This window comes from Halorubrum sp. Eb13, assembly GCF_002252895.1.
GTDB lineage: Archaea > Halobacteriota > Halobacteria > Halobacteriales > Haloferacaceae > Halorubrum.
In genome coordinates, this window is the sequence record NZ_NHPE01000088.1 from 26,514 (window position 1) to 50,327 (window position 23,814).

Annotated in this window: 25 protein-coding genes; 9 read left to right on the forward strand and 16 right to left on the reverse strand. The window is 69.1% G+C overall.

Going from position 1 to position 23,814, the window contains the following annotated elements; genetic code table 11:
• Positions 1–102: 102 nt before the first annotated feature.
• The 3 genes from ileS to DJ75_RS11155 all read left to right on the forward strand — a co-directional run bounded on the left by ileS (position 103) and on the right by DJ75_RS11155 (position 4,415).
• Positions 103–3,252, forward strand: a complete 3,150-nt coding sequence (ileS, locus tag DJ75_RS11145) for an isoleucine--tRNA ligase (protein WP_094524540.1) — start codon at positions 103–105, stop codon at positions 3,250–3,252.
• 144 nt (positions 3,253–3,396) lie between these two features.
• On the forward strand, positions 3,397–3,867 hold the full coding sequence (locus DJ75_RS11150; RefSeq protein ID WP_094524541.1) for a GNAT family N-acetyltransferase: 471 nt from the start codon (positions 3,397–3,399) through the stop codon (positions 3,865–3,867).
• Positions 3,868–3,920: 53 nt separating this feature from the next.
• Positions 3,921–4,415: a hypothetical protein gene (locus tag DJ75_RS11155; RefSeq protein ID WP_094524542.1), complete on the forward strand. Its 495-nt coding sequence runs from the start codon at positions 3,921–3,923 to the stop codon at positions 4,413–4,415.
• Between the two features lie 38 nt (positions 4,416–4,453).
• On the opposite strand, the gene lrpA1 is transcribed toward DJ75_RS11155, so the two are convergent.
• The 3 genes from lrpA1 to DJ75_RS11170 form a co-directional block, all read right to left on the reverse strand.
• Positions 4,454–4,882 carry an HTH-type transcriptional regulator LrpA1 gene (gene lrpA1 / locus DJ75_RS11160; protein WP_094524543.1) on the reverse strand — a complete coding sequence of 143 codons (429 nt, stop codon included), beginning with the start codon at positions 4,880–4,882 and terminating at the stop codon, positions 4,454–4,456.
• Between the two features lie 107 nt (positions 4,883–4,989).
• Positions 4,990–5,928: a thiamine pyrophosphate-dependent enzyme gene (locus tag DJ75_RS11165; RefSeq protein ID WP_094524544.1), complete on the reverse strand. Its 939-nt coding sequence runs from the start codon at positions 5,926–5,928 to the stop codon at positions 4,990–4,992.
• 3 nt (positions 5,929–5,931) lie between these two features.
• Complete coding sequence (locus tag DJ75_RS11170) at positions 5,932–7,827, reverse strand: 2-oxoacid:acceptor oxidoreductase subunit alpha (RefSeq protein WP_094524545.1); 1,896 nt, start codon at positions 7,825–7,827, stop codon at positions 5,932–5,934.
• Between the two features lie 172 nt (positions 7,828–7,999).
• On the opposite strand from DJ75_RS11170, the gene dph5 reads away from it, so the two are divergent.
• A complete protein-coding gene (gene dph5 / locus DJ75_RS11175; RefSeq protein WP_094524546.1) occupies positions 8,000–8,797 on the forward strand; it encodes a diphthine synthase in 798 nt (265 codons plus the stop codon).
• A 59-nt stretch (positions 8,798–8,856) separates the two neighbouring features.
• Complete coding sequence (locus tag DJ75_RS11180; RefSeq protein WP_094524547.1) at positions 8,857–9,240, forward strand: CBS domain-containing protein; 384 nt, start codon at positions 8,857–8,859, stop codon at positions 9,238–9,240.
• 76 nt (positions 9,241–9,316) lie between these two features.
• Here the strand turns inward: DJ75_RS11180 and DJ75_RS11185 are convergent, their stop codons facing one another.
• Both DJ75_RS11185 and DJ75_RS11190 read right to left on the reverse strand, forming a co-directional pair.
• Positions 9,317–9,544: a hypothetical protein gene (locus DJ75_RS11185; protein WP_094524548.1), complete on the reverse strand. Its 228-nt coding sequence runs from the start codon at positions 9,542–9,544 to the stop codon at positions 9,317–9,319.
• A complete protein-coding gene (locus DJ75_RS11190) occupies positions 9,534–9,791 on the reverse strand; it encodes a hypothetical protein (protein WP_094524549.1) in 258 nt (85 codons plus the stop codon). Before DJ75_RS11190 ends, DJ75_RS11185 begins: the two co-directional genes overlap by 11 nt.
• Before the next feature lie 149 nt (positions 9,792–9,940).
• Between DJ75_RS11190 and DJ75_RS11195 the strand changes: the two genes are divergently transcribed.
• Positions 9,941–10,315: a CBS domain-containing protein gene (locus DJ75_RS11195; RefSeq protein ID WP_094524550.1), complete on the forward strand. Its 375-nt coding sequence runs from the start codon at positions 9,941–9,943 to the stop codon at positions 10,313–10,315.
• 34 nt (positions 10,316–10,349) lie between these two features.
• Here the strand turns inward: DJ75_RS11195 and DJ75_RS11200 are convergent, their stop codons facing one another.
• The 9 genes from DJ75_RS11200 to DJ75_RS11240 form a co-directional block, all read right to left on the reverse strand.
• Positions 10,350–11,597, reverse strand: coding sequence for an MgtC/SapB family protein (locus DJ75_RS11200; protein ID WP_094524551.1), 1,248 nt, complete (start codon positions 11,595–11,597; stop codon positions 10,350–10,352).
• A gap of 200 nt (positions 11,598–11,797) precedes the next feature.
• Complete coding sequence (gene artA / locus DJ75_RS11205) at positions 11,798–12,760, reverse strand: archaeosortase A (RefSeq protein ID WP_094524552.1); 963 nt, start codon at positions 12,758–12,760, stop codon at positions 11,798–11,800.
• A 136-nt stretch (positions 12,761–12,896) separates the two neighbouring features.
• Positions 12,897–13,349 (reverse strand): transcription elongation factor Spt5, encoded by a 453-nt coding sequence (locus DJ75_RS11210; RefSeq protein ID WP_094524553.1) that lies wholly within the window; start codon positions 13,347–13,349, stop codon positions 12,897–12,899.
• Positions 13,349–13,525: a protein translocase SEC61 complex subunit gamma gene (locus tag DJ75_RS11215; protein ID WP_092566712.1), complete on the reverse strand. Its 177-nt coding sequence runs from the start codon at positions 13,523–13,525 to the stop codon at positions 13,349–13,351. Before DJ75_RS11215 ends, DJ75_RS11210 begins: the two co-directional genes overlap by 1 nt.
• A gap of 112 nt (positions 13,526–13,637) precedes the next feature.
• Positions 13,638–14,792 (reverse strand): cell division protein FtsZ, encoded by a 1,155-nt coding sequence (ftsZ, locus tag DJ75_RS11220; protein WP_094524554.1) that lies wholly within the window; start codon positions 14,790–14,792, stop codon positions 13,638–13,640.
• A gap of 101 nt (positions 14,793–14,893) precedes the next feature.
• Positions 14,894–16,444 carry a D-aminoacyl-tRNA deacylase gene (locus DJ75_RS11225; protein ID WP_094524555.1) on the reverse strand — a complete coding sequence of 517 codons (1,551 nt, stop codon included), beginning with the start codon at positions 16,442–16,444 and terminating at the stop codon, positions 14,894–14,896.
• A 571-nt stretch (positions 16,445–17,015) separates the two neighbouring features.
• Positions 17,016–17,966 (reverse strand): calcium/sodium antiporter, encoded by a 951-nt coding sequence (locus tag DJ75_RS11230; protein ID WP_094524556.1) that lies wholly within the window; start codon positions 17,964–17,966, stop codon positions 17,016–17,018.
• Between the two features lie 79 nt (positions 17,967–18,045).
• Positions 18,046–18,240: a hypothetical protein gene (locus tag DJ75_RS11235; protein ID WP_094524557.1), complete on the reverse strand. Its 195-nt coding sequence runs from the start codon at positions 18,238–18,240 to the stop codon at positions 18,046–18,048.
• A 133-nt stretch (positions 18,241–18,373) separates the two neighbouring features.
• Entirely contained in the window at positions 18,374–19,291 is a 918-nt protein-coding gene (locus DJ75_RS11240; protein ID WP_094524558.1) for a PhzF family phenazine biosynthesis protein, read from the reverse strand.
• Between the two features lie 89 nt (positions 19,292–19,380).
• Here DJ75_RS11240 and DJ75_RS11245 point away from each other — a divergent pair, with 89 nt between their 5' ends.
• Both DJ75_RS11245 and DJ75_RS11250 read left to right on the forward strand, forming a co-directional pair.
• Entirely contained in the window at positions 19,381–20,727 is a 1,347-nt protein-coding gene (locus tag DJ75_RS11245; RefSeq protein ID WP_094524559.1) for an alkaline phosphatase family protein, read from the forward strand.
• A 1-nt stretch (position 20,728) separates the two neighbouring features.
• A complete protein-coding gene (locus tag DJ75_RS11250; protein ID WP_094524560.1) occupies positions 20,729–21,304 on the forward strand; it encodes a hypothetical protein in 576 nt (191 codons plus the stop codon).
• 79 nt (positions 21,305–21,383) lie between these two features.
• On the opposite strand, the gene DJ75_RS11255 is transcribed toward DJ75_RS11250, so the two are convergent.
• Both DJ75_RS11255 and DJ75_RS11260 read right to left on the reverse strand, forming a co-directional pair.
• Positions 21,384–21,890, reverse strand: coding sequence for a peroxiredoxin (locus tag DJ75_RS11255; protein ID WP_094524561.1), 507 nt, complete (start codon positions 21,888–21,890; stop codon positions 21,384–21,386).
• Between the two features lie 202 nt (positions 21,891–22,092).
• Positions 22,093–22,833, reverse strand: a complete 741-nt coding sequence (locus DJ75_RS11260) for a hypothetical protein (protein ID WP_094524597.1) — start codon at positions 22,831–22,833, stop codon at positions 22,093–22,095.
• A 198-nt stretch (positions 22,834–23,031) separates the two neighbouring features.
• Here DJ75_RS11260 and DJ75_RS11265 point away from each other — a divergent pair, with 198 nt between their 5' ends.
• On the forward strand, positions 23,032–23,700 hold the full coding sequence (locus tag DJ75_RS11265) for a DUF6517 family protein (RefSeq protein ID WP_094524562.1): 669 nt from the start codon (positions 23,032–23,034) through the stop codon (positions 23,698–23,700).
• Positions 23,701–23,814: the final 114 nt, after the last annotated feature.

A 23,814-nucleotide genomic window follows, 5' to 3' on the forward strand; every position in this document is an offset into this window, starting at 1 on the left:
TCGCGGTGCCTCGCGCCGGTCGAGCCGGGAGTGACGTCGCGGACGGACCGCCCGCGACCCCGACTCCGCCGTATTCAAATACGCGCGCGAAGACCAACGGATATGGAGCAGATCGACGACCAGTACGCGCCCGCGGACGTCGAGTCGGCGGTCGACGACTACTGGGACGACGTGGACGCCTACGAGGCGGCGAAGGAGGCGCACGCCGACGACCCGCCCTTCTTCTTCGTGGACGGGCCGCCGTACACCTCCGGGCAGATGCACCTCGGCACGGCGTGGAACAAGACGCTGAAGGACGCGATCATCCGCCACAAGCGGATGACCGGCCACCGCGTCACCGACCGACCGGGCTACGACATGCACGGGCTCCCGATCGAGGTGAAAGTCGAGGAGGAGCTCGGCTTCGAGAACAAGCGGGACATCGAGGAGTACGGGATGGAGGCGTTCATCGAGAAGTGCAAGGAGTTCGCCTTAGAGAACCGCGCGGCGATGGACGAGGACTTCAAGTCCATCGGCGTCTGGATGGACTGGGAGGACCCGTACGAGACCATCTCGCCGGAGTACATGGAGGCCGCGTGGTGGGCGTTCTCCGAGGTCGCCGACAACGGGCTCGTCGAGCAGGGGAAACGCTCCATCTCGCAGTGCCCGCGGTGCGAGACCGGGCTCGCCAACAACGAGGTCGAGTACGAGGACGTCGAGGACCCCTCCGTCTACGTGAAGTTCCCGCTCGCCGACCGCGAGGGGAGCCTCGTCATCTGGACGACGACGCCGTGGACGATCCCCGCGAACACCTTCGTCGCCGTCGACGAGGAGCTCGCGTACAACGCCGTCCGCGCCGAGAAGGACGGCGAGGAGGAGCTGCTCTACGTCGCCGAAGAGTGCGTCGAGGACGTGCTCGGAGAGGGGCGCTACGAGGAGTACGAGGTCGAGGCCGAGCTGACGGGCGAGGATCTCGTCGGCTGGGCGTACGATCACCCGCTCGCCGACCACGTCGCCGAGTACCCCGACTCCGAGGGCGCCGGGCGGGTGTACGCCGCCGACTACGTGGAGGCCGACCGCACCGGGCTCGTCCACTCCGCGCCGGGCCACGGTCAGGAGGACTTCCACCGCGGCACGGAGCTGGGACTCGATATCTACTGTCCGGTCGGCCCCAACGGCGAGTTCACCGAGGCGGCCGGCGAGTACGCGGGCCAGTTCGTGCGCGACGCCAACGACGACATCGTCGAGGACCTCGTCGCCGACGGCCACATGCTCGCGCACGGCACCGTCGACCACAGCTACGGCCACTGCTGGCGCTGTGACACCGGGATCATCCAGCTGGTCACCGACCAGTGGTTCATCTCGATCACGGACGTGAAAGAGGACCTCCTCGACAACATGGAGGAGTCCGAGTGGCACCCGCAGTGGGCGCGGGACAACCGGTTCCGCGACTTTATCGAGGACGCCCCCGACTGGAACGTCTCCCGCCAGCGCTACTGGGGGGTCCCGATCCCCATCTGGGTGCCCGACGACGCCGAGGCGGGGAACCTCGACGAGGACATGATCGTGGTCGGCACCCGCGAGGAGCTCGCCGAGCGCGTCGAGGAGGACGTCGACCCCGAGGCGATCGACCTCCACCGCCCCGCTGTCGACGACCTGACCATCGTCGAGGACGGCGTCACGTACCGCCGCGTCGAGGACGTGTTCGACGTGTGGCTCGACTCGTCGGTCGCCAGCTGGGGCACGCTCGGCTACCCGTCCGAGGAGGAGGCCCACGACGAGCTGTGGCCCGCCGACCTCATCGTCGAGGCGCACGACCAGACCCGCGGCTGGTTCTGGTCGCAGCTCGGCATGGGCACCGCCGCGGTCGGCGAGATCCCCTACGAGGAGGTGCTGATGCACGGCTTCGCAAACGACGAGGACGGGCGCAAGATGTCGAAGTCGGTCGGCAACATCGTCACCCCGGAAGAGGCGATCGAGCGCGCCGGTCGCGACCCGCTCCGCACCTACCTGCTCTCCCACGACCAGCAGGGGGTCGACCTCGCGTTCGAGTGGGACGGGCTCGGCGAGCTGCAGGGGAAGCTCAACATCCTCTGGAACGTGTTCCGCTTCCCGCTGGAGTACATGGAGCTCGACGGCTACGACCCCGCCGAGGCCGACCTCGCCGACGGCGAGCTGGAGCTCGTCGACGAGTGGGTGCTCTCCCGGCTCCAGTCGGTCGAGACCGAGGTGACCGAGGCGTGGGCCGACTACCGCGTCAGCGACGCGGTCAACGCGGTGATCGAGTTCGTCACCCAAGACGTCTCGCGCTTCTACGTGAAGGCCGTCCGCGACCGGATGTGGGAGGAGGCGGACTCCGCCTCGAAGCGGGGCGCCTACGCGACGCTCGCGACCGTCCTCGACGAGGTGATCCGGCTGCTCGCGCCGATCGCGCCGTACCTGACCGAGCGGATGTACCAGACGCTCGACGGCTCGGCGACCACGGTCCACCAGCTCGACTACCCCGAGCCCGACGACGGGCTCCGCGACCCCGAGCTGGAGCGCGACGTGGCCGTCCTCCGCGACGTCGAGGAGGCCGCCGCGAACGCCCGCCAGCAGGCGGGCCGGAAGCTCCGCTGGCCCGTGCCGCGCGTCGTCGTCGAGAGCGGCGACGACGAGGTGACCGCCGCCGTCGAGCGTCTGTCCGACCTGATCGGCGAGCGCGTCAACGCCCGCGAGGTGACCGTCACCGACGCGTTCGACGAGCTCGTCGAGACCGCCGAGCCGCAGATGGCCGAGATCGGTCCCGCCTTCGGCGCCGACGCCCAGAAGGTGATGGACGCGGTGCAGGGCGCGACGCGCGCGGCGGTCGAGGGCGGCGCGGTGGCCGTCGACGGCGAGCCCGTCGACCTCGACGACGCGATGGTCGAGTACGTCGCCGAACCCCCGGAGAACGTCTCCGGCGTCGACTTCGACGGCGGCACCGTCTACGTCGACACCTCGCTCACCCCCGAGATCGAGTCGGAGGGGTACGCCCGCGACGTGATCCGTCGGATTCAGGAGATGCGCAAGGAGCTCGACCTCGACGTCGAGGCCCGGATCCGGGTCGGCGTCGCCGTCGACGACGACCGGATCGCCGGCTTCGTCGACGAGCACGCCGACCTGATCGCCGGCGAGGTGCGCGCCGACGAGTGGCTCGACGAGCCGAGCGACGCCGCCGAGACCGACGGGCTCGTCGAGGAGTGGGACGTCGAGGACGTCGTCGTGACGATCGGAATAGAGCCGGTCGCGTAGGGGAACTGCCGGTTTCGAGCCCGTCAGTCGCGCGGCAGACGGACCGGCCGCGGAACTGATCGCGCTTTTCGTTCGTCCCGCCGTTGGCGTGGTATCAATTCACATCCCGAAACCTATAGGTGAGTTCTTTACTTATGGTTATCTATGCATGTCCGGGCGGCCCGGCCCGACGACGCGGAGGCGCTGCGAACGGCGGTCTCGCGAGCGCGCGAGGCGACCGTCTTCGACGACATCGGATCCCCGCTCTTGGACGTGTCCGCCGCCGGCGTCCGCGAGGCCGCCGCCGAGGCGGAGTGGTCGTTCCTGATGGAGAACGACGACGGCCCCGTCGGCGTCGCCATCGCGCACCCCGACGCGCAGGGGCCCGAAGCCGAGCTGCTCGCGCTGTGGGTCCACCCGAGCCACGCCGGAGAGGGCGTCGCCGCCGAGCTCCTTTCGCGGGTCGCGTCCTCGCTGGGTCGCCACGACGTCGACACGCTTCGGGCGAGCGTCCCCGCCGACAGCCCGGGCGCACAGGAGTTCTTCGCCGCCCACGGGTTCAGTCCCCGAGGCACTCGCCGCGGCCCCGCCGGCGACGAGTCGGTCGTCGTCGCCGACGCGGGCGAGCTGGCGTGACGCCGGCGGCGCGGAACTAAGTGGTCTCCGCACCCGTTTCGAGTCGTCACTGAATGCCCTCCGTCGACCTCGGTCTGATTACCCTCGCCGCGCTCGGTGTCGCGTTCGCGCTCGTCGCCCTCGCCAGCCTCCGGCCCGCGAGCCGGTTCCGTCGCCTGTACGGGGTGGACGACGCCGGCAATGCGGGCGCGCGGGCCAACGCCGCCGTGCTCGGGGGCACCGGGGCGTTCCTCGTCGCCCTCGCCGCGGCGATCGCGCTGGGCGTTCCCGATCGGACCGTCGCGGTCGGCGCGCTCGGCGTCGCCGCCGTCGGAACGGTCGCGCTCGGGTGGCTCGTCCGCTACCGCGACCGGCGCGACCTCCTGACGACGCCGGACGTGAGCCGCGAGCGAGCCCGGCGGCTCGGCGGCGCGGCGATATGGGCCGGCCTCCTGCTCTGTCTCCCGCTCGTCGGGGTACTCCTCGGAGCCAGCGAGGCGTCGATCGTCGTCGCGGCGCTGGGCGGGAGCGTCGTAACGCTCCTCCTCGTCGCGCTCGCGTATCGGTAGCGTCGGCCGCGGTGCCGCGACGGCCGCCCGGTCCGGAGCTACTTCAGCCGTTCCTGCAGGAAGGAGGGGTGCGCGGCGGTGACGCCGTCGATCGCCAACAGCTTCTCGGAGATGACGTCGCCGAGCTCGTCGCCGTCGCGGGCGCGGACCTCGGCCATCAGCATGTGGTCACCGGAGGAGGTGTACAGCGCCTGCACCTCGTCGAGCTCTTTCAGCTCGCGGGTCGCGCCGACGTACTTGCCGGAGTCGACGTCCATCCCGACCATGGCGATCGACTGCGACGAGAGCTTCTTCGGGTCGATCTCCGCCGAGTAGCCGACGATCACGCCTTTCTCTTCGAGGCGGTCGATGTACTTCCGCACCGTCGGCTTCGAGACGTCGGCTCGGTCGGCGATCTCCGCGCAGGAGGCCTGTGCGTCCTCCTCTAACACCGACAGGATCCGTTCTTCGGTCGATACCGTACTCATACCCGACTCTTTGTCACCACGGAAAAAATACCTTGCGAACCGAAAAACGAGACGAACGGACGACGAACTACGGCCAAATCGGCCGTAGACAGGTTCCTACGGCCGATTCAGGCGTGCTTGTCGAGGAACTGGTCGTGCGAGCGCTCCCACTCGTACTCGTCGTCCCAGTAGCGCTCCGCCAGCGGCTCCTCGGGAATCTCGCCGATCGCCTGCTTCTCCGCGCCGTAGGACGGGCGGTCCTCGTCGACGTAGTAGCGGCCGGTGAGGACCTTCCCCTCGTACAGCGACTCCTCGGTCTCGCGCATCATCTCCGCGGCCTCGACGCGGTCCGTCGGGTCGAAGTCGTAGTCGTCGGACTCGTTGACGTCGATGTACGGGACGTACTGGCGCGCGTCCTTGTTCCAAGTCGGACACTGGGTGAGGAAGTCGACGTGCGCGAAGCCGTCGTGCTCGATCGCCTCGATGATGATCTCCTTCGCCTGGTTGGGGTTGACCGCGGCCGTGCGGGCGACGTAGGAGGCGCCGGCGTTCAGCGACATCGAAAGCGGCTTGAGCGGCTCCTTGGCGCTGCCGGACGGCTGCGTCTTCGACTTGTGGCCCTTCGGGCTGGTGGGCGAGGTCTGGCCCTTCGTGAGCCCGAAGATCTCGTTGTTGAAGACGATGTACGTCATGTCGTGGTTCTCCCGGGCCGTGTGGATGAAGTGGTTCCCGCCGATCCCGTAGCCGTCGCCGTCGCCGCCGGCGGCGATGACTTCGAGGTCGGGGTTCGCGAGCTTCGCGGCGCGGGCCACGGGCAGGGAACGCCCGTGGATCGTGTGGAACCCGTACGTGTCGAGGTAGCTGTTCAGCTTGCCCGAACAGCCGATCCCGGTGCACAGCAGGGTCTCCTCGGGCGTGCGCCCGACCTCCGGAAGCGCCTGCTTGAGCGCCTTCAGGACGCTGAAGTCACCGCAGCCCGGACACCAGGTCGGCTGCGGCTCCACGCCGGGGGTGTACTCGTCGCGGTCGATCTCTCGCTCCTCTCCGATCGCTGAAAACGTGCTCATTGGTTAGTCACCTGCGGCTGGGACGAAGGTGGTCTGATGGCCGGACGCGTCGCCGTCGCCCTCGACGATCGCTGCCTCGAACCCGTCGACGATCTCCGCCGGCTCGAACGGGTTCCCGTTGTACTTCAGCAGACTCGACAGCCGCTCGCCGTAGCGGCCGAGGTGCTTCTGGATGAGCCCGCGGAACTGTCCCGAGGCGGTCATCTCGACGACGAGCACCTCGTCGACGCTCTGGACGAACTCCTCGACCTGGTCGGTCGGGAACGGAAGCATGTCGGAGACGCCGTACGATTTCACCGATATACCGGCGTCGTTGAGGCGACCGACGGCCTCCTCGACGGTGCCCTGCTGGCTCCCGAAGGTGAGGATGCCGTACTGGGCGTCGTCGGGGCCGGCGTACGAGCCCGTGTCGACCGTGTCGAGGTCGGCGCGGATCGCCTCCAGCTTCTGGGTCCGGCGGTCGATCTGCGCGACGCGGTTGTCCGGCGACTCGGCGATGTGCCCGGTCGGGTCGTGTTCGTTGCCGGTCGCGAGGAAGCGACCGCCCTTCTGGCCGGGGATCGACCGCGGGGAGACGCCGTCCTCGACGTCGTGCTGGAACCGGTGGAACTTCCCGTCGGCCGAGTGCGGCTCCTCCGCCAGCGCGTCCTCGCTCAGGGTCTTCCCGAGCGTCGGGTTCGGCTCGCGGTCGAAGTGGCTCTTGGGGACGTTCGTCATCTCGCCGCCGAGCTTCTGGTCGTACAGCAGGATCGACGGGATCTGGTACTCGTAGGCCAGCCGGAAGGCGATCCGCGACTGCTCGTACGCCTCCTCGACCGTCCCCGGCGCGAGGACGACGCGCTGGGAGTCGCCCTGCGAGGTGTACAGGACGTGTTCGAGGTCGGACTGCTCGGGCTTCGTCGGCATCCCGGTCGAGGGCCCGGCGCGCATAGCCTCGACGAGGACGACGGGCGTCTCCGTCATCTCAGCGAGCCCGAGTGGCTCGGACATCAGCGCGAACCCGCCGCCGGAGGAGCCGGACATGGCCTTCACGCCGGCGTGCGAGGCGCCGACCGCGAGCGCGGCCGCCGCGATCTCGTCTTCGACCTGCTCGGAGATCCCGCCGAGCTTCGGCAGGTTGTTGCTCATGATGGTGAACACTTCGGTCCACGGCGTCATCGGGTAGCCGGCGATGAACCGACAGCCCTCGTCGATGGCGCCGTAGGAGATGGCGTCCGACCCGGACATGAGCAGCTGCGTCTCGTCGTGTTCGCCGATCGGGACGCTGACGTCGGGTGCGTCGACGTCGTACTCCTCTCGCACCTGGTCGTAGGCGGTCTGGAGGATCTCCAGGTTCGGGTCGAGGATCTTCTCCGGCATCGCGTCGCGCATGAGGTCCTGGACGTGGTCGAGGTCCATGCCGGTCAGCGCGCAGGTGGCGCCGACGCCGGCGGTGTTGCGCATGACCTCGCGACCCATGTCGCGGGCGAGCCCGCGGAGGTCGAGGGGGTATACGTGCCAGTCGTTCTCCTCGGCCCGCTCGTCGAAGTTCGGGATCTCGGAGGCGTCTAACAGCCCCTCGTCGTAGACGATGACGCCGCCCTCGCGGAGTTCGTCCAGGTTCTCCGAGAGCGGTTTGATCTCTTCGTTCCCGTAGACGGCCTCCTCCTGCGGGTTCCGGGCGAACGAGTCGCCGAGCGCCAGCAGGAAGTTATAGCCGTCGCCGCGGGACTGCACCGGGTCCGCCGACGCGCGGACCTCGGTGTACGTGTGGCCGCCGCGGATACGGGACGGATAGTGGCGATGCGTGAACACGTTGAGCCCCGATCGCATCAAGGCCTTTGCGAAGTTCTGGCTCGTCGAAGCGATCCCGTCGCCGGATCCCCCCGATATCCGCCAGATGAGTTCGTCGTCAGTCATAGTGGTATGGTTGCCCGTGAGGGCCTCGTACTCTGTGGTTGTGGTGGTTACCTCTTAGGGCTTGCTATGGAATCACAAGCAACAATCATGAAAGACCTTTAGGTCGGGGGGAGGCGGACTCGCGAGACTTCGGTTCCGCGCCCTTTTACTCGCCGCCCGCCTGACGGCGGACATGCTCACGTTCATTGGGCTCGGACTCTACGACGAACGGTCGGTCACCGTCGAGGGGCGCGAGGCGCTGCGCGCCGCCGACCGCGTCTTCGCCGAGTTCTACACCAGCCGGCTGGTCGGCGCCGACGTCGATGAGTTGGAGGCGTACCACGACGTCGAGATCGAGGTCCGGCCGCGGGAGGGGGTCGAGCGCGACCCGGAGGCGATCCTCTCGGCCGCCGCCGAGGGCGACGTCGCCTTCTGTACCGCCGGCGACACGATGATCTCGACGACGCACACGGACCTCCGGCTGCGAGCCGAGGAGCGGGGGATCGAGACGCGCGTGATCCACGGGGTGACCGCTCAGTCGGCCGCGTCGAGTCTCACCGGGCTCCAGAACTACCGGTTCGGGAAGGCGACGACGCTCCCGTTCCCGTACGCTCACGGCGGCGACGACGTCCCCGGGAGCGTGGTCGAGACGATCGAGGCGAACCGCGAGCGCGGCCTCCACACCGTCGTCTACCTCGACATCAAGATGGGCACCGGGCCGACCGGCCCCGACCCGGACCACGAGGAGTACATGACCGCCGACGTCGCCGCCGGGCTGCTCGCAGACGGCTGGCGCGACGAACTGGCCGTCGTCGTCGCTCGCGCGGGCTCGCCCGAACCGGTGGTCGCCGCCGACCGGCTGAGCGCGCTTTCCGAGCGGGAGTTCGGCGACCCGCTCCACCTCCTCGTGATCCCCGGCGACCTCCACCACGTCGAGGCCGACGCGCTGGCCGGGCTCGCCGGCGCCCCGCCGGAGCTCGTCGAGGAGTGAGCGGGGTCGCCGTCCGCCGACCGGTCGTTTGATATTCCTGTCCCGCGTTATCAAAGATCATGACAGACGTGCCCGCCGAGCGGCTCATGTCGACCGAACTCGTCACGATCCCCCGAGGAGCGGCCGCCGCGGACGCGGCGAAGCGCATGTTGGAGACGGGAGTGAGCTCCGTGCTCGTCGTCGACGACGGGCGCCTCGCGGGGCTGATCACCGCGACTGATTTCGTCTCGCTCGTCCGTCGGAACGACCCGGAGGACGAGACCTCCGTTGAGACGTTCATGACGACGGACGTCGTCACCGTCTCGCCCGACGACCCCGTCGAGGAGCTCGCCGACCCGACGAGCCGGGGGTACACGCACTTACCGGTGGTCGACGGGGACGACCGGTTGGTCGGGATGCTCTCGACGACCGACCTCACGGCGTACCTTTCGGAACGACGGTGAGCCCCGAGGCGAGGCGTCGCTCGGTCAGTGAGCGACTCGGTGGCTCGGTCAGTGAGCGGCTCGGCCGCTCGGCCGGCTAGCGACCCGACGCCTTCACCTGGTCGTCGTACGTCGCCCCCGCCGCGATCAGGAAGCCGATTATCGCGGTGACGAGCGCGACGCTCCCGATGGCGACGACGGCGACGGAGAACAGATCGCCCGGGAGGACCTGTGCGGACGTCAGCAGCGAGACCGCCGTGACGAACCCGATGAGCAACAGGAGACGCCCGAACCGCGCGGCGTCGATCCCGTCGTCACTTGACATAAGCTCTGATCTCGTTGATGACGCCGTCGTATCCGTCCTCGTTCGCCTCCGAGCCGAGCGAGTGGATCGACTGGCAGATCCACATTCCCGCGGTGAAGTTCAACAGCGCGACGAACGACACCAGCCCGAGCTGCGAGTCCACGGTGAGACCGATCAGGAACCCCACCGGGAGCGTCACCGACATGATGGCGTGGATAAGCAGCGACCGCGTCCCGAAGTCCCTCAACGAACTGAGAATACCCGACATATGATCAATGTGGGCGCGAACGCGTATATATGCTCGTTCGAACGCGCTCGCGTTTCCCGGACGCGCCGACGCCCGTCCCGGAGACCGTCGAACGGGGGAGCGGAGATCGCACCGGAAGAGTAATCAGATCTGGTAGCACACGACACGGTATGGATCTGAACGACCGGACCCGCGTCAGTGAGGTCATGTCGACGCCGCTAGAGACGATCGGGGGGACCGAGCCGCTCCGTGAGGCCGCGCGCCGGATGGCGGACGACGACATCAGCGCGCTCGTCGTGACGACGGGGGGCGGCTGTATCATCACGCAGAGCGACATCGTCGGCGCCGTCGCGGCCGGCCGCGACCTAGACGAATCCGTCGTTCGCGACGTGATGACCGAGAACGTGGAAACGGTGACGCCGGACCTCATGATGGAGGAGGTCGCGGCGATGATGACGATGTACGGGGTCAAACACCTCCCCGTCGTCGACGATGACTACGTCGGCATGGTCTCGTCGACCGACGTGGCGGCGCAGCTCTCGTGAGTCGAGGGACGCTCGGAAACCGCCGCGCGCCGATTTAAAACAGGAGCAGGGGAACACCGACCGCGACGCCGACCGCGATCAGCACGAGGTTCCAGATCAGCACCGGGCGGACCAGATCCCGGGCGATGCTCGCCGCGAACGCGGTCTTGACGAAGATGCTCGCGGCCGTGCCGGCGACGACCCCCGTGACCGCGGTGTCGACCGTTATCTGTCCGGTCCCGAGCAGCGAGACGGCGGTCGTCGTCGCGGTCCCGGAGGAGACGAGCCCGGCGAGGAACGAGGTGGCGACGAATCCGGCCGCGCCGAAGGCCCGTTCCGCGCCGGCGGAGGCGAGCAGCACCGCGAGGAACAGCGCGCCGAACGTCAGGGCGTTCCGCAGGCTGAAGGGGGAGGTGAGCTCCGCCTCCATCGTCGTCCGCCAGTCGCTGCGCCACACGGCGATCAGGACGCCGGCGACGGTGACCGCGCCGAGCGGCGCACCGACCACCAAAGCGGCCTCCGGGACGAAGGCGGCGACGACCGCGGCGTTCCGGAGCGCCATCGCGGCGTTCGCCAGCAGGATCGACCCGACCGCGAGGTCGAGCAGGTCCGCCCGCCCCTTCGCGCGCTTCGCCATCTCCGCGACCACCGCCGTCGAGTTCACGAGCCCGCCGAAGAAGCCGGTCACCGCGTAGCCGCGCCCCTGGTACCGCTTCACGAGCACGTAGTTGACGAAGCCGATGGCGCTGACCGCGACGACGAGCGACCAGATGAGTCGCGGCTGAACCGCCCCCCACGGGTCGATCGTCTCGGCCGGGAGCAGGGGGAAGACGACGAACGCGAGGATGGTGAACTCCACCGCGCTGCGGACCTCCTCGCGGGAGAGCCCCCACGCGAACTGGTGGAGCTCCCGCTTCAACACGAGGAGCAGCGAGGAGAGCACCGCCACCGTCACCGCCTCGATGAAGAGCGCTTGAGCGACGAGGACGCCCACCCCGTACGTGACGAGCATCGACACTGACGTGGTGAGCGAGAGGCTGTCGACCTTCTCCTCGACGAAGCTCCGAACCGCCAGGAGAACCGCGCTGGCGACGATCAGCGCCCCACCGACGACGAGTAGCCCCGGCTCGCCCAGCACCGAGAACACCGCCGCCGCGAGGCTGATCAGTGAGAACGTCCGGATGCCCGCCGACTTCTGCGACCACTCGCGCTCCAGCCCGAGGAACATCCCGAGGAGGGTCGCCAAGACGAGCTTCGCGACGTTGCTCTGGAGGTAGGGCGACGGATCGACCGGGTCGATCACGACCGACCACCTCGCCGATCAGGTCGCCGCCGCACCCGCCGGTCCCGTCGTTTCATACGGCGGGATATATCGTGAGTACGGCTATAGTTTGCTATATATTAGAATATATGTCGGCGGGACGCGCCGCCGGTCCGGCCGGCGCCGCAGTGCCGATCCCGACGTCGACGGCGGGAGAGCGTCGGCGTCGGCGGGTCGTCGGCTCAGCGGTTCGTCGGCTCCCGCGGCAGGTCCAGCGACTTCGTCAGGTCGTGTTCCTCCCCCGTGAGGAGGTAGAGCACGTCCTCGAGGATGACGGCCAGCTCCGGGAGCTCCCGCACCGCGAGGAACGTGATCCCGATCAGCGCGACGACGGCGAGGAGCTGACTCATGATCCGGTCTGAGATGAGGAAAGAGACCCGGTACGGGTCGCTCGCGCCGAACATCGCGAGCACGAGGTCGGTCTGCCACTGCATGTACTGGTTGCCCGCCACGACGGAGATGAACGTCGTCCGGAGGATGTTGAGCACGTAGATGAGCGGGATCGACACCGCGAGCGCCCGGAGCTTGCGCGAGAGCGGCGCCTGCACGGCGGCGACGAGACCGCCGAAGATGGCCATGCTGCCGAGCCCCGTACACGCCAGTACGACGTGGATCGTGACCGTGTGACCGTCGGGGAGCGTCCACGCGTACGCCGCGTTATACCCCTCGTAGCTCGTCACGCGCTCCGGCGCGTAGCCGAGGAGGTCGATGAGGAACCCGGTCTGGGTCGCGACGGCCTCGATGAGGACCCGACGCGGCTCGGGGAACGCGACGCCGGCGAGCGAGAAGGCCGGGATCGTCTCGAACGGGAGGTAGATGAACAGCATGATCGAGATGGCCCGCGTGAGCGTGAACAGCGAGGCGCGGCCGTTGTACAGCAGGTAGCCGGCGTAGATGCACGCCGGGACGCCGACGAGCGCCAGGATCGACTCGACGTAGCTCTGGTGCTCGAACGCGAAGTACGGCACCGTCGTCAGCCAGAAGAGCCCGAACAGCGCCCAGGTGCCCGCCGCGAGCGACCGACCGGCGGCCAGCCCGCGGCTGTCGAGCAGCCACGACGCGGCGAAGAGGATCGCGACGAGCCACGCGAACGCGAACGTGTCGGGGACCAGGCTCAGGATCGCCGGCACGCCGGGACCGAACATGACCGAACGGTCGGTCGTCGTCGAATAAAGCCCTTGTCGTTGCCGACGGACCGTCGGGAAGTCGGGGACCGAAAAGGGGGAGGAGAGCGGCGAAGAGTGAGAGGAGAGCTGGGTAAAGCGAGCGCGACCCGGCCGGTCAGCGCTCGTCGGAGTCGAGCACCCGGATCTGGTCGCCGCGGACGGTGACCGGGATCGGGACCGTCGCCTCGTACAGCTCGACGGTCACCTGGTCTTTCCCCTCGTCGATGCGCTGGACGCGGGCCTTCTCGCCTTTAAACGGCCCGGCGATCAGCTCGACGATGTCGCCCTCGGCGATCCCCTCGACGTCGGGGGTCGGCGAGAGGAAGTGCTCCACCTCGGAGAAGGGGCTCTCTGCCGGTCCGTCGCCGCCCTGGATGACGCCGCGGGCGTGCGGGATCTCGTCGAGGATCCGGGCGAACACGCTGCCGTCCGTCGCCTCGACCATCACGTAGCTCGTGAGCTGGTCGGGAGCGATGACCGCCTGGATCTCCGGCATCTCCTTCTCCGCGAGCATGTCCGCGACGGTGCGCTCCTGACTCGCTGTGGTCTTGACCGAGAAGATCGGCATCAGACGCCGACCCCCGGCAGGAGGCTCATGATCGCGAACATCAGGAAGCCGATGAAGCCGACGAGGAGGATGCCGGCGCCGGCGATCTTCGACACCTGGAGGAACTCGTCGGTGCTCGGCGTGCTCGCGAGTTTCAGCACGCGAACGTAGCTGTTGAGGTCGTACGGAACGTCCATGTTACGACGGAGTTTGAGTCGAGACGGTTTTTACCTTTTGATGCGGGGCGATCCGCCGGGATCGCGGGAAACCGCGAGAAGGAACGCTATCGGGACTGGACGCGGCGGCGCGTCACTCCACGTAGTCGATGTCTTCCATCTCCGCCGCCGCTCCCTCCGGCGGCTCGCCGTTGCGACCGTAGATCTGCGGCGACTCGACGCCGGTCACGACGATCATGGTGCGCATCTCGCCCTCCAGCTCGTCGTCGACGGAGGTGCCCCAGATGATCCGCGCGTCGGGGTCGATCCGGTCGTAGATCTCCTCGACGACGCCCTCGGCCTCCTCGATGGACATGTCGGTGCCGCCCGTGACGTTGACCAGCGCGGAGTTCGCGCCGGAGATGTCGACGTCGAGCAGCGGCGACCGGAGCGCGGACTTCACGGAGTCCTGCGCCTTCGAGTCGGAGTCGGACTCGCCGAGGCCGATCATCGCGACGCCGCCCTTCTCCATGACCGTGCGGACGTCGGCGAAGTCGAGGTTGACCAGGCCGGGCATCGTGATGAGCTCCGTGATCCCCTTCACCGAGCGCATGAGGACCTCGTCGGACACCTTGAACGCCTGTCGGACCGGGAGCTTCCCGACCGCGTCGAGCAGGCGGTCGTTGGGGACGACGATGACCGTGTCGCTCACGTCGCGGAGGCGTTCGAGGCCCGCCTCGGCGTTCGTCCGGCGGACTTCGCCCTCGGCGGTGAACGGGGTCGTGACGATGGCGATGGTGAGCGCGCCCGACTCGCGGGCGGCCTTCGCGACGACGGGGGCGGAGCCCGTGCCGGTGCCCCCGCCGAGCCCGGCGGTGACGAACACCATGTCGGAGCCGTCGATCGCGTCCTGGATCTCCTCTTGCGACTCGATAGCGGCCTCCTCGCCGACCTGCGGAAGGGAGCCGGCGCCGCGCCCCTGGGTCTTCTGCTGGCCCATCAGGATCTTCGTGTCCGCCTCGATGTTGACGAGGTGCTGGACGTCGGTGTTGGCCGCGACCAGCTTCGCCCCGTGGATCCCCTCCTCGGTCATTCGGTTGACCGTGTTGCCCCCGGCCCCACCGCAGCCGACGACCGTGATGTTCGTCTGGAGGTCCTGTAAGACGTCCTGCAGCTCGTCGTCGGTCATCGTTCCGGACTGCGGCGGAGCACCGGCGGTGGCATCGTTCGCGCCGGCGCCGGTCTCTCCGGCGTCGTCCGCCGGAGATTCCTCGGCTTCGTCGATGGCGTCCTCCACGATAGAATCCATTATGTGGTGTGGTTGCGACCCGGACGTATTTATTTTTGCCCGATCGTCTGACGCGAGTCAGACGGCGAGAGACCGGCGCGAGCGCGCGGGAGCCGTCGGCTTCACTCCTCTGCGTCCGCGAACTCTGCTACGTCCGCGACGTCGATCGGGAACCGCTCCGTCCGCGACCGCGACACCTCGTCCGGGGTCACCGTCTCGCCGTCGACCGCGACCGACTCGCCGTCGGCGAGCCGACCGAACGCCGGTCCCTCCGGGACGCCGCGGTCCCGCGCCAGTTCGGGGTCGAAGGCGGTCTCGCGGGCGACGACCGCGTCGTCCGCCACCTCGACGGCGTCGTACCCCTCCCCGAGCACCGCCGCGAGGTCGGCGACGAGGTCGGCGTAGGCGGGGGTGTCCGCGCGGTCGGCGAAGGCGGCCGCCCCCGCCGCGCGAGTGCCGGCCTGCTCCGTGTCGAAGGCGACGGCGTTCGCCGCCACGGCCTCTCGGGTCGCCTCCGGGTCGATCCCCTGCGCCCGCGACAGGAGTTCCGCGGGGAGCTCGCGGACCGAGACCGCGTCGGCGTCCGACGCCGCGGGGGAGACGTCCCCGAACCGGAGTCCCTCGTCGACGGTCGCGAGGTCGGTCTCCAACCGCTCGACCAGCGGGAGCGGGCGGTCCCCCACCTCCCGGACCCACGTCTCGCTCACGACGCGGTGTCCGAGCCCCTCCACGACGGCCGCGACCTCGGGCCTGTCGCCCTCGATCACGGCGCGGTCCGCGCGGCTGCGCTCGAACGCCTGCTCGATCGTCTCGCGGTTCGCCTCGGGCGCGCCCATCTCGCCGAGCGCCCAGTCGGCGCCGACGTGGCCCACGGCCCACTCGGTCTCGCGGACGATCCGGGTGAACCGGGGCGCATAGTGGCCGCCGCCGAAGCCGACGACGTGGCGGGGCGGAGCGTCGGCCGGGTCGGCCGCGTCGGTCGCACCGTCGGTCGCATCAGCCGTACCGTCGATCACGTCAGCCGCACCGTCGCTCGCGCGGGCGTCATCGTCGCCCGTGAGGTCCGGCCCGGTCCCGCGGAGGTCGAGCACCGCCCGTGCGACCGCCTCTGCCGCCTCCCGGTCCTCCCACTGGGGCTCGTCGGAGCCGAGTTCGACGAACAGCGAGGGGACGGAGGCGCTCGTCGGCCCGTGGTGGGTGCACTCGATGCCGACGTCATACCCCTCGGGGGCGTGCGCCGCCAGCGCCTCGACGACGCGCTTCTCCGCACCGGGGGCGGCGTTCGCGAGCGTCTCCGGCTCGCCGCCGTACGGCGCCGGCCCGAAGTTGCCGGTGACGTGGGCGGTCAGCAGCGCCCCCGTCTCCCCGGAGTGCCTGGAGACGAAAACGAGGAAGTCAGGGTCGGCGGTGCCTGCGTCGGCGGCGTCGGCGGCGTCGGCGGCGTCGGCGGCGGCGCCTGCACCGATCCCGAACGCGGCGGCCGGGTCGTCCAGCTCGATATGGAGGTCGTCGAACTCTCGGAGCTCGAACCCGTCGGTCCGGTAGTAGGTCCCGCCGCCCGCGGCGTCGGGGCGGGTATCGTCCTCGCGCACCTCCCAGTCGCCGACCGCGAGCAGGCGCTCGCCGATGTGTTCGGAGGCGCTGTCGGCCCGGCTGACGACGATCGCTATCACGGGCGTCGGTCGGGACCGGGCCGCCGAATAGGCGTCGGTTCGAACGCGATAGGACGTTGTGTGATCTGTGTCGGGCGCGTCTGCGGTCACGGCCGATTGTTTATACGCGATCGGATCAGGGGCCAACTCTTCCGAATATCTGACGCGTTATAAACTACAGACAGCGAATCGGCGGTAGACACTCCCAAAGCCCCAGCCGCTCGGTCATACATCATCGCGGTCGATAGATCCGAAAACACCTCCAAAGCCCCAGTCGCGAGGACGGCGCACGCTCGTTACGCTCCTCGGTCGCTCGCGTTGCTCGCTCCCTGCGGTGCTTAGGTCGCCTGCGCCGTCCTCGCGACTGCCCCTTTGAGTCCCGCCCCGCACAGCACCGCAGCCTCACGCCTCCCCAGCCTCGGCGGACGGCCCGGCGCGGGCGGAGCCGCGCCGGCCCGCCGCCTCCCTCGCACGCGCTCCTTCGCCCCCTCCGGGCGCTCGGAGGCGCGCGCCGATGCGGGGGTGTAATATCTCATCTACTTATAAATAGCGCCGCTCCTCCGCCACCGGCCCGGTGGGGTTCCCACCGCGTTCACGGGAACAGCAGGTACGCGAACACGCCGTAGCCGGCGACGAGGACCGCGCCGTCGACCCGGGTGATCCGATCGCCGCGATACATGATCCCGACGAGCCCGACGGTGAACGCGAGCAGCGCGGGGAACTCGAAGCCGCGGACGCCGGGGCTCACGCCGATCGGCTGAATGACCGCGATGATCCCGATGACTGCGAGGATGTTGTAGATGTTCGATCCGACGATGTTGCCGACGCTGAACTCCGCCTCGCCGCGCACGGCGGCGACGACGCTCGCCGCCAGCTCGGGGAGCGAGGTGCCCAGCGCGAGCACCGTGAGCCCGATGAAGATGTCGGAGAAGCCGGCCGCGGAGAGCAGCGACTCCCCGCCGTCGATCAGCCACCGCGACCCGAGCACCAGCGCGGCGATCCCGCCGACCACGGCGGTGACGTCGCGGAGGCTGGCGTCCGGCATCTCCGCGCGCTCCGCGGTGGAGATGCCGGACTGGGTCTGCCGGATCCGGCGCATGACCACGACGGTGAACGCCACGAGCGTCCCGAGCAGGAGGAGTCCGCCCGGTCGGCCGATGCGCCCGTTCCAGCCGAGCCCCACGAGCAGCAGCGCGGCGAGCAGCATGAAGGGAACGTGGCGCTCGAACACCGTCTCGGAGACGTTGAGGGGCCGGATCAGCGCGGAGACCCCCAACACGAGCCCGATGTTCGCGATGTTCGACCCGAGGATCGTCCCGAGCCCCACGTCCGTCGACACGGTGACGGCGCCGAGGAGGGAGACGAACAGCTCGGGGGCGGTCGTCGCGAACGCGATGACGGTGACCCCGACCGTCGACGCCTTCAGGCCGACGGCGAGCGCCAGGTCGCTGGCGCCCTTGACGAGGAGTTCGGCGCCAGCGTACAGGAGGGCGGCGCCCCCGACGAGGAGCAGCAGTTCCGTGAGCGGCGACCCGAGCAACACGGCTCTCGGTAGTCGGTCGCGTTTTAAAAAGCGCCGTGGTTCGGGGCGGCCGGGCCCGGACTCGGATCGGTCCGCCGGCTCAGGCCCGCGTCGCGCGGAACTCGCCGTGTTTCATTCCGACGACGAACGCGATGGCGCCGAAGACGAGCATCGACGGGAGAACCATCATCAGCGTCGTCTGGAACCCCATCGGCGTCCCGACGGCGACGCCGGCGGTGCCGAGGGCGACGATCAACACGACGATACCGGCCGCGCGGGGCAGGTCGAACTCCATGCCCGCGGTACGGTTCGCGCGAACCTAAGGGTTCGGCTCCCGGTCGGCCCGGCGTCGCCGGGCCGATCGCTCCGTCCGACGCCCCCGAAACGGATTCCCGGACCCGTTTCCCGGAACGGCGCCCCCTCGCGGCTCACGCCTCGATGATATCGTCCTCGCGTTCCGCCGGCAGCGTCAGCTCCCCCTCGGTCGAGACGACCGCGCGGCCGCCGACCCGGACCTCGTCGCCCTCGACTCGCACCCTGACGTGCCCGGGGCGGTCGACGAAGTGCCCCTGCTCGAACCGGATCTCATCGGGGAAGTCACCGTCGAACGCGTCGACGGACCGGAGGTACGCCCCGACCGCGCCGCTGGCCGTGCCCGTCACGGGGTCCTCGGCGACGCCGACGGCGGGCGCGAACGCCCGGCCGTGGAGGGTCGACGCCGCGTCGATCGCGTCGAACGTGAACGCGTAGATCCCGGCGGCGTCGTGGGCGTTCGAGATGTCCTCGACGGCGGCCGCGTCGGGCTCCGCCTCCCCGAGGCGTTCGAGGAAGTTGACGGGGACGACGAGCCACGGGAGCCCGGTTGAGGCGACGGCGACGGGGAGGTCGGCCCCCACGTCCCGGAGGGCCGCGGGGTCGATCCCGAGCGCGTCGCCGAGCCGGTCGGCGTCGAGTTCCGTCTCGTCCACCGCCTCGACAGTCGGCGGGTTCTGCCGCATCCAGACGGTGCCGTCGTCGTCGACGCGGATAGAGAGGTCGCCGACGTTCGTCCGGAGCGTTCGCTCGCCGGCGTCGATCTCCCCCGCGGCGTACAGCGCGGCGTAGCTCGCGATCGTGGCGTGGCCGCAGAGATCGACCTCCGTGGAGGGGGTGAAGTAGCGGAGCCGCTCGTCGGCGCCGTCGCCCGCCTCGAAGCGGAACGCGGTCTCGGAGGCGCCGAGCTCGGCGGCGACTCGCCCCATCCGATCGTCGCTCAGTCCCGCGGCGTCCGGGAGGACGCCGGCGACGTTCCCGGCAAGCGGTTCGTCCGTGAACGCGTCGACGAGCAGCGCGCGTCGCGTCTCCATGCGTCACCCTCGTGGGGGGGCCTCAAAAGGGTCCCGAGCCGACTGGGGGCGATGTCAACCCTTTTGCCCTCCACGCCGGATGTACCCCTATGGGCCTCTTCGACCGGTTACGCGGGAACGACACCCCGCGCGTGGCGTTCATCGGGATCGACGGTCTCCCGTACGGTCTCGTCGCCGACAACCCGGACACGTTCCCGACGCTGTCGGCGATCGCCGACGACGGCGACGGCGGAGCGATCGACAGCGCCGTGCCGCCGGAGTCGAGCGCGTGCTGGCCCGTCCTGACCAGCGGCCAGAACCCCGGCGAAACCGGCGTGTTCGGGTTTCAGGACCGAGAGATCGGGTCCTACGACACCTACGTGCCGATGGGCCGGGACGTCCAGTCGACCCGCGTGTGGGACCGCGCCACCGACGCCGGACTCGACGCGACGGTGATGAACGTCCCCGTCACGTTCCCGCCCCAGCGGACGGTTCAGCGGATGGTGTCGGGCTACCTCTCGCCCGACGTGGACAAGGCCGCCCACCCCGACGAGCTCCGGGAGTACCTCACCGAGAGCGACTACCGGCTGTCGGTGAACGCGAAGCTGGGGCACAAGGCGGACAAATCGGAGTTCGTCGAGCACGCGCGGGAGACCCTCGACGCCCGCGCCGCCGCCTTCTCCCGGTACGTCGAGCGCGACGACTGGGACCTGTTCGTCGGCGTGTTCACGGCGCCGGACCGGATCAACCACTTCCTGTGGGGCGATTACGCGGAGGACGGGGCGTACCGCGAGGAGCTCCTGGAGTTCTACGCCGCGCTCGACGAGCACATCGGCGCGATCCGGAAGGCGATCCCCGACGACGTCCGCCTCGTCGTGGGCTCGACCCACGGGTTCGCGCGGCTCCGCTACGACGTCTACTGCAACGAGTGGCTGGAGCGAGAGGGCTGGCTCTCGTACGGCGACGACGACCACGGCGCGTTGACCGACATCGACGAGGACACCCGCGCCTACTCGCTCGTTCCCGGTCGGTTCTACCTCAACTTGGAGGGGCGCGAACCGGAAGGAGTCGTGCCCGAGTCGGAGTACGAGTCCGTGCGCGCCGAGCTACAGGATGCTCTCAAGGCGTGGGAGGGTCCCGACGGGAAGCCGGTCGCGAAGCGCGTCGTCGAGCGCGAGACCGTCTTCCGCGGCGACCACGACGAGATCGCCCCGGACCTCGTCGTCATCCCGAACGAGGGGTTCGACCTCAAGTCCGGCTTCCGCTCCCACGACGAGGTGTTCGACCCGGACGGCCCGCGGACGGGGATGCACACGTTCGAGGACGCCGCCCTGTTCATCGACCACCCGGACTCGAACATCGAGGACGCGGACCTCCTCGACGTCGCGCCGACCCTCCTGCGGCTGCTCGACGTCGACTACGGACGGACCGACCTCGACGGCGCGAGCCTGATCTGAGATGGAACGGACGCCGGACGGGACCCCGGTCGGCGTCGACGACCCGTACGCGGTCGCCGGCGTCTGCGACCACCTGACCGACGACGGTCGCTGTCGGTTCGCGCTGACGCGCGCCGGCGACGACCCGGCGTTCGCCGCGGCCCGCCGCGCAGACGGCTACGCCTGCCACGTCGGTCCCGACGGCGCCTGGCGCCGATGTCCCCACTACCGCTCGACGACCGACGGTCGCGAGTGTCACCGCTGCGGGCTCGAAGAGGTGCGTATCGCCCACGACGACGAGCGACCGCTGGTTGAGGAACACCACCTCTCGTACGGGAGCGCGGGCGGCGGCGAGGCGGGTAACGGGAACGCCGACAGCGACGAGGAGGGCGAGGCCGGCCCCCACGAGATAACGGTCGCGTTGTGTCGCTGGTGCCACACGAAGGTCCACAAGTCGTTCGCGCGGATCGACGACGACGCGAGTCCGGATCCCGAGGCGATCGCGGAGCGAGAGAGCCGCAACGGTCGTCAACAGGAGGAACTCTCGTTCGGGACCGCCGCCGAACGGTTCGACCCCGACGCCGACGACGAGACCTGATCGGCGTGAACAAGCGCTTCCGGTTCCGAAGCGAGAGCGTGATCGCATCGTCCACCGGTCGAAAGGACCGATGTAGCAGTTACCCGTCGAACGGATCGGCGAAGTCCCCACGGATGAAGTAGCGCACGAAGTTACCGTAAGTCCGATCGCCCGGGTGGTCGGCGACCTGTTCGTACCGGACGTTACCGTCGCCGTCGATCACGTACGTCGCGGCGATTCCCGTGGTCCCCCTGCCGGTCTCTTCGGTCCCGCTGTACTGCGACGCGACCTCGCCGCCGGGGTCGCTAAGCAACTGAACGTCGAGATCGTACCGGTCGCGCATCTCTGTGAGCGGCCCGATCGAATCGGTCACGACAGGGAGGATGTCCACGCCGTCGTTGAACCAGAGGTCGTAGGAGACCTCGCTGAAGGTCTGGAGCTGTTCCGCACAGAAACTACACCAGTGCCCGCGGTTGATCAGCACGACACTCGGACCGTCCTCCAAAGTATCAGAAAGAGTTACTTTCTCGCCGGCCGTGGATTCGAGCGTGAAATCGGGTGCCTGAGAGCGTTCGAGTGACACGCCTGCGATTGAACGGTCACCCATTTTACTCTGGCGTGGACTGGTAGCGGCACCGCACGGTCGCCACGCGTGCCCACCTCGCGGGGGACCGGCGGCGGCCGGTGTCGACGCCGGTCCGATTCCGGAGCCGATCTCGGGCGGCGGGAGCAAGGAAAAGCACGCCTGAGGCGCCTTCGAACGGACAAGTGGGCGCTCCGACCGCGACGGGTGTCGACCAGTGCGGGATTCAGGCGTCGGACTGCGGCCGGATCAGGTTCGCGAGCGAGACGAGCACGCCGAGGAACCACCCGAGCGGGACGGAGATGCCCAGCCACATCAGGACGTAGCCCAGGCCGGCGACGCCCCACTGGTCGCCGAACGTCTCCAAGTCGAAGGCGCCGCGGAGCGTCTCGTTGATCCCGCCGACGGCGAGGAACGTGTCGAGGATCCAGACCGCGAGGTCGTAGCTCGGATCGAGCACCAAGTTCGAGATAGAGGGCGTGAGGAGCCCGGCGACCACCGGCGGGAGGAAGATGGCCGTCATCGCGAACGGGTACGCGAGGAGGACGCTGACGAACCGTCCGCCGACCTTCGAGAACCCGGCGGCCGCGCCCGCGGAGACGACCGCGACGACGCTGGCGCCGCCGATCCCGAGCATCACCTCGGTCGGTAGTTGAAAGTGCGCGAGGAGTGTGAGCGACCCCCAGACCAGCGTCGCGACGAGGACGGCGCCGAGCACGCCGAAGCGGGCCACCGCCGAGTCGAGTTTCGCGGCGTAGAACCGCGTGGCGAATCCGACGAGCAGGAGCGGGTACGCGACCGCGACGAGCGGTCCGCCGAGTATCGCCCAGAGGTAATAGCCGACCGTCTGGACGGCGGTCTCCGGTTTCCACTTCCCCAGCACCGCGCTCGGATCGAGCTGTCTCGGGAAGACGACCTCCATCCACGTCTCGTGGAGTCGAACCACGTCAAGGAGGAGCGCTTCCACCAGCCCTGTCTGTCCTCGGCGTTCCATTTGGCTCACCTCGCGCACGCCACACCGTGAACTTTGTGCCTTCGTTCGCGGGGCTGACACCAAACGCGGGTTCTTCGTTCGTTGGCCTGACACCAAACCTGCGCCGTCGATTATCAGACAGGAAACCTCACGCCGATACGCTTAAGCGTTACAGCGGGCCTAACACTGCTCATGCACAGACGTGGACTGCTCGCGGCGATTGCCGCATCGACGTCCGTCGCCGTCGCCGGCTGCGCCGGGGGCGAGGACGGGAGCTACGAGTACGACGCGGACCCGGCTCGGGTCCCGTCGGAAGCGGCCTCGGATGCGGGATACGAAGGCGAGGAGCCGGAGTCGTTCACCATCGAGCAGGAGTTCGACGTGGCCGGCGTGAACGCCCAGGTGTCGGCGACGACCTGGGTCGCCGGGTACGAGAACCAAGAGAACGGGTCGGCGCTGTTCGTGGCGAGTACGCCGGACGCGGCGGTCGGTGGCCAGTCGGTCAATCCTCTCGTCAGCGCGGACGACGCGGAGCTGATCCGCCGGCTGTTAGAACAGGCCGACCAGCGCGGAATCGGCGGCGAGGGCACCGACGTGGAGGCCGAGGACATCGAGAACCGCGGCTCCGAGACGCGGACCGTCCTCGGACAGGAGACCGAGGTGTCGGTCCTCGAAACCACGATAAACGCGGCGGTCGAGAACGGGAACAACCAGAGCGGGAGTACCGAGGACGTCCCGGCGTTCCTCTACGTCGCGACCGTCCAACACGACGGGGACGTGGTCGCGCTCGTCGGCGTCCACCCGACCGCGGTCGACGCCCGGGACACCCTCCTCTCGCTGATGGAACAGGTCGAACACTAGCCCGACCGCCAGCGCGCCAGTCCCGTCTTTTCGAGCGCTCTAGCGACGCAGAGCGGCCGCTCGGATAGCCAGACGCAGGCCGGTTCACTCACCGTCATTTCCGCGATGAGAAAC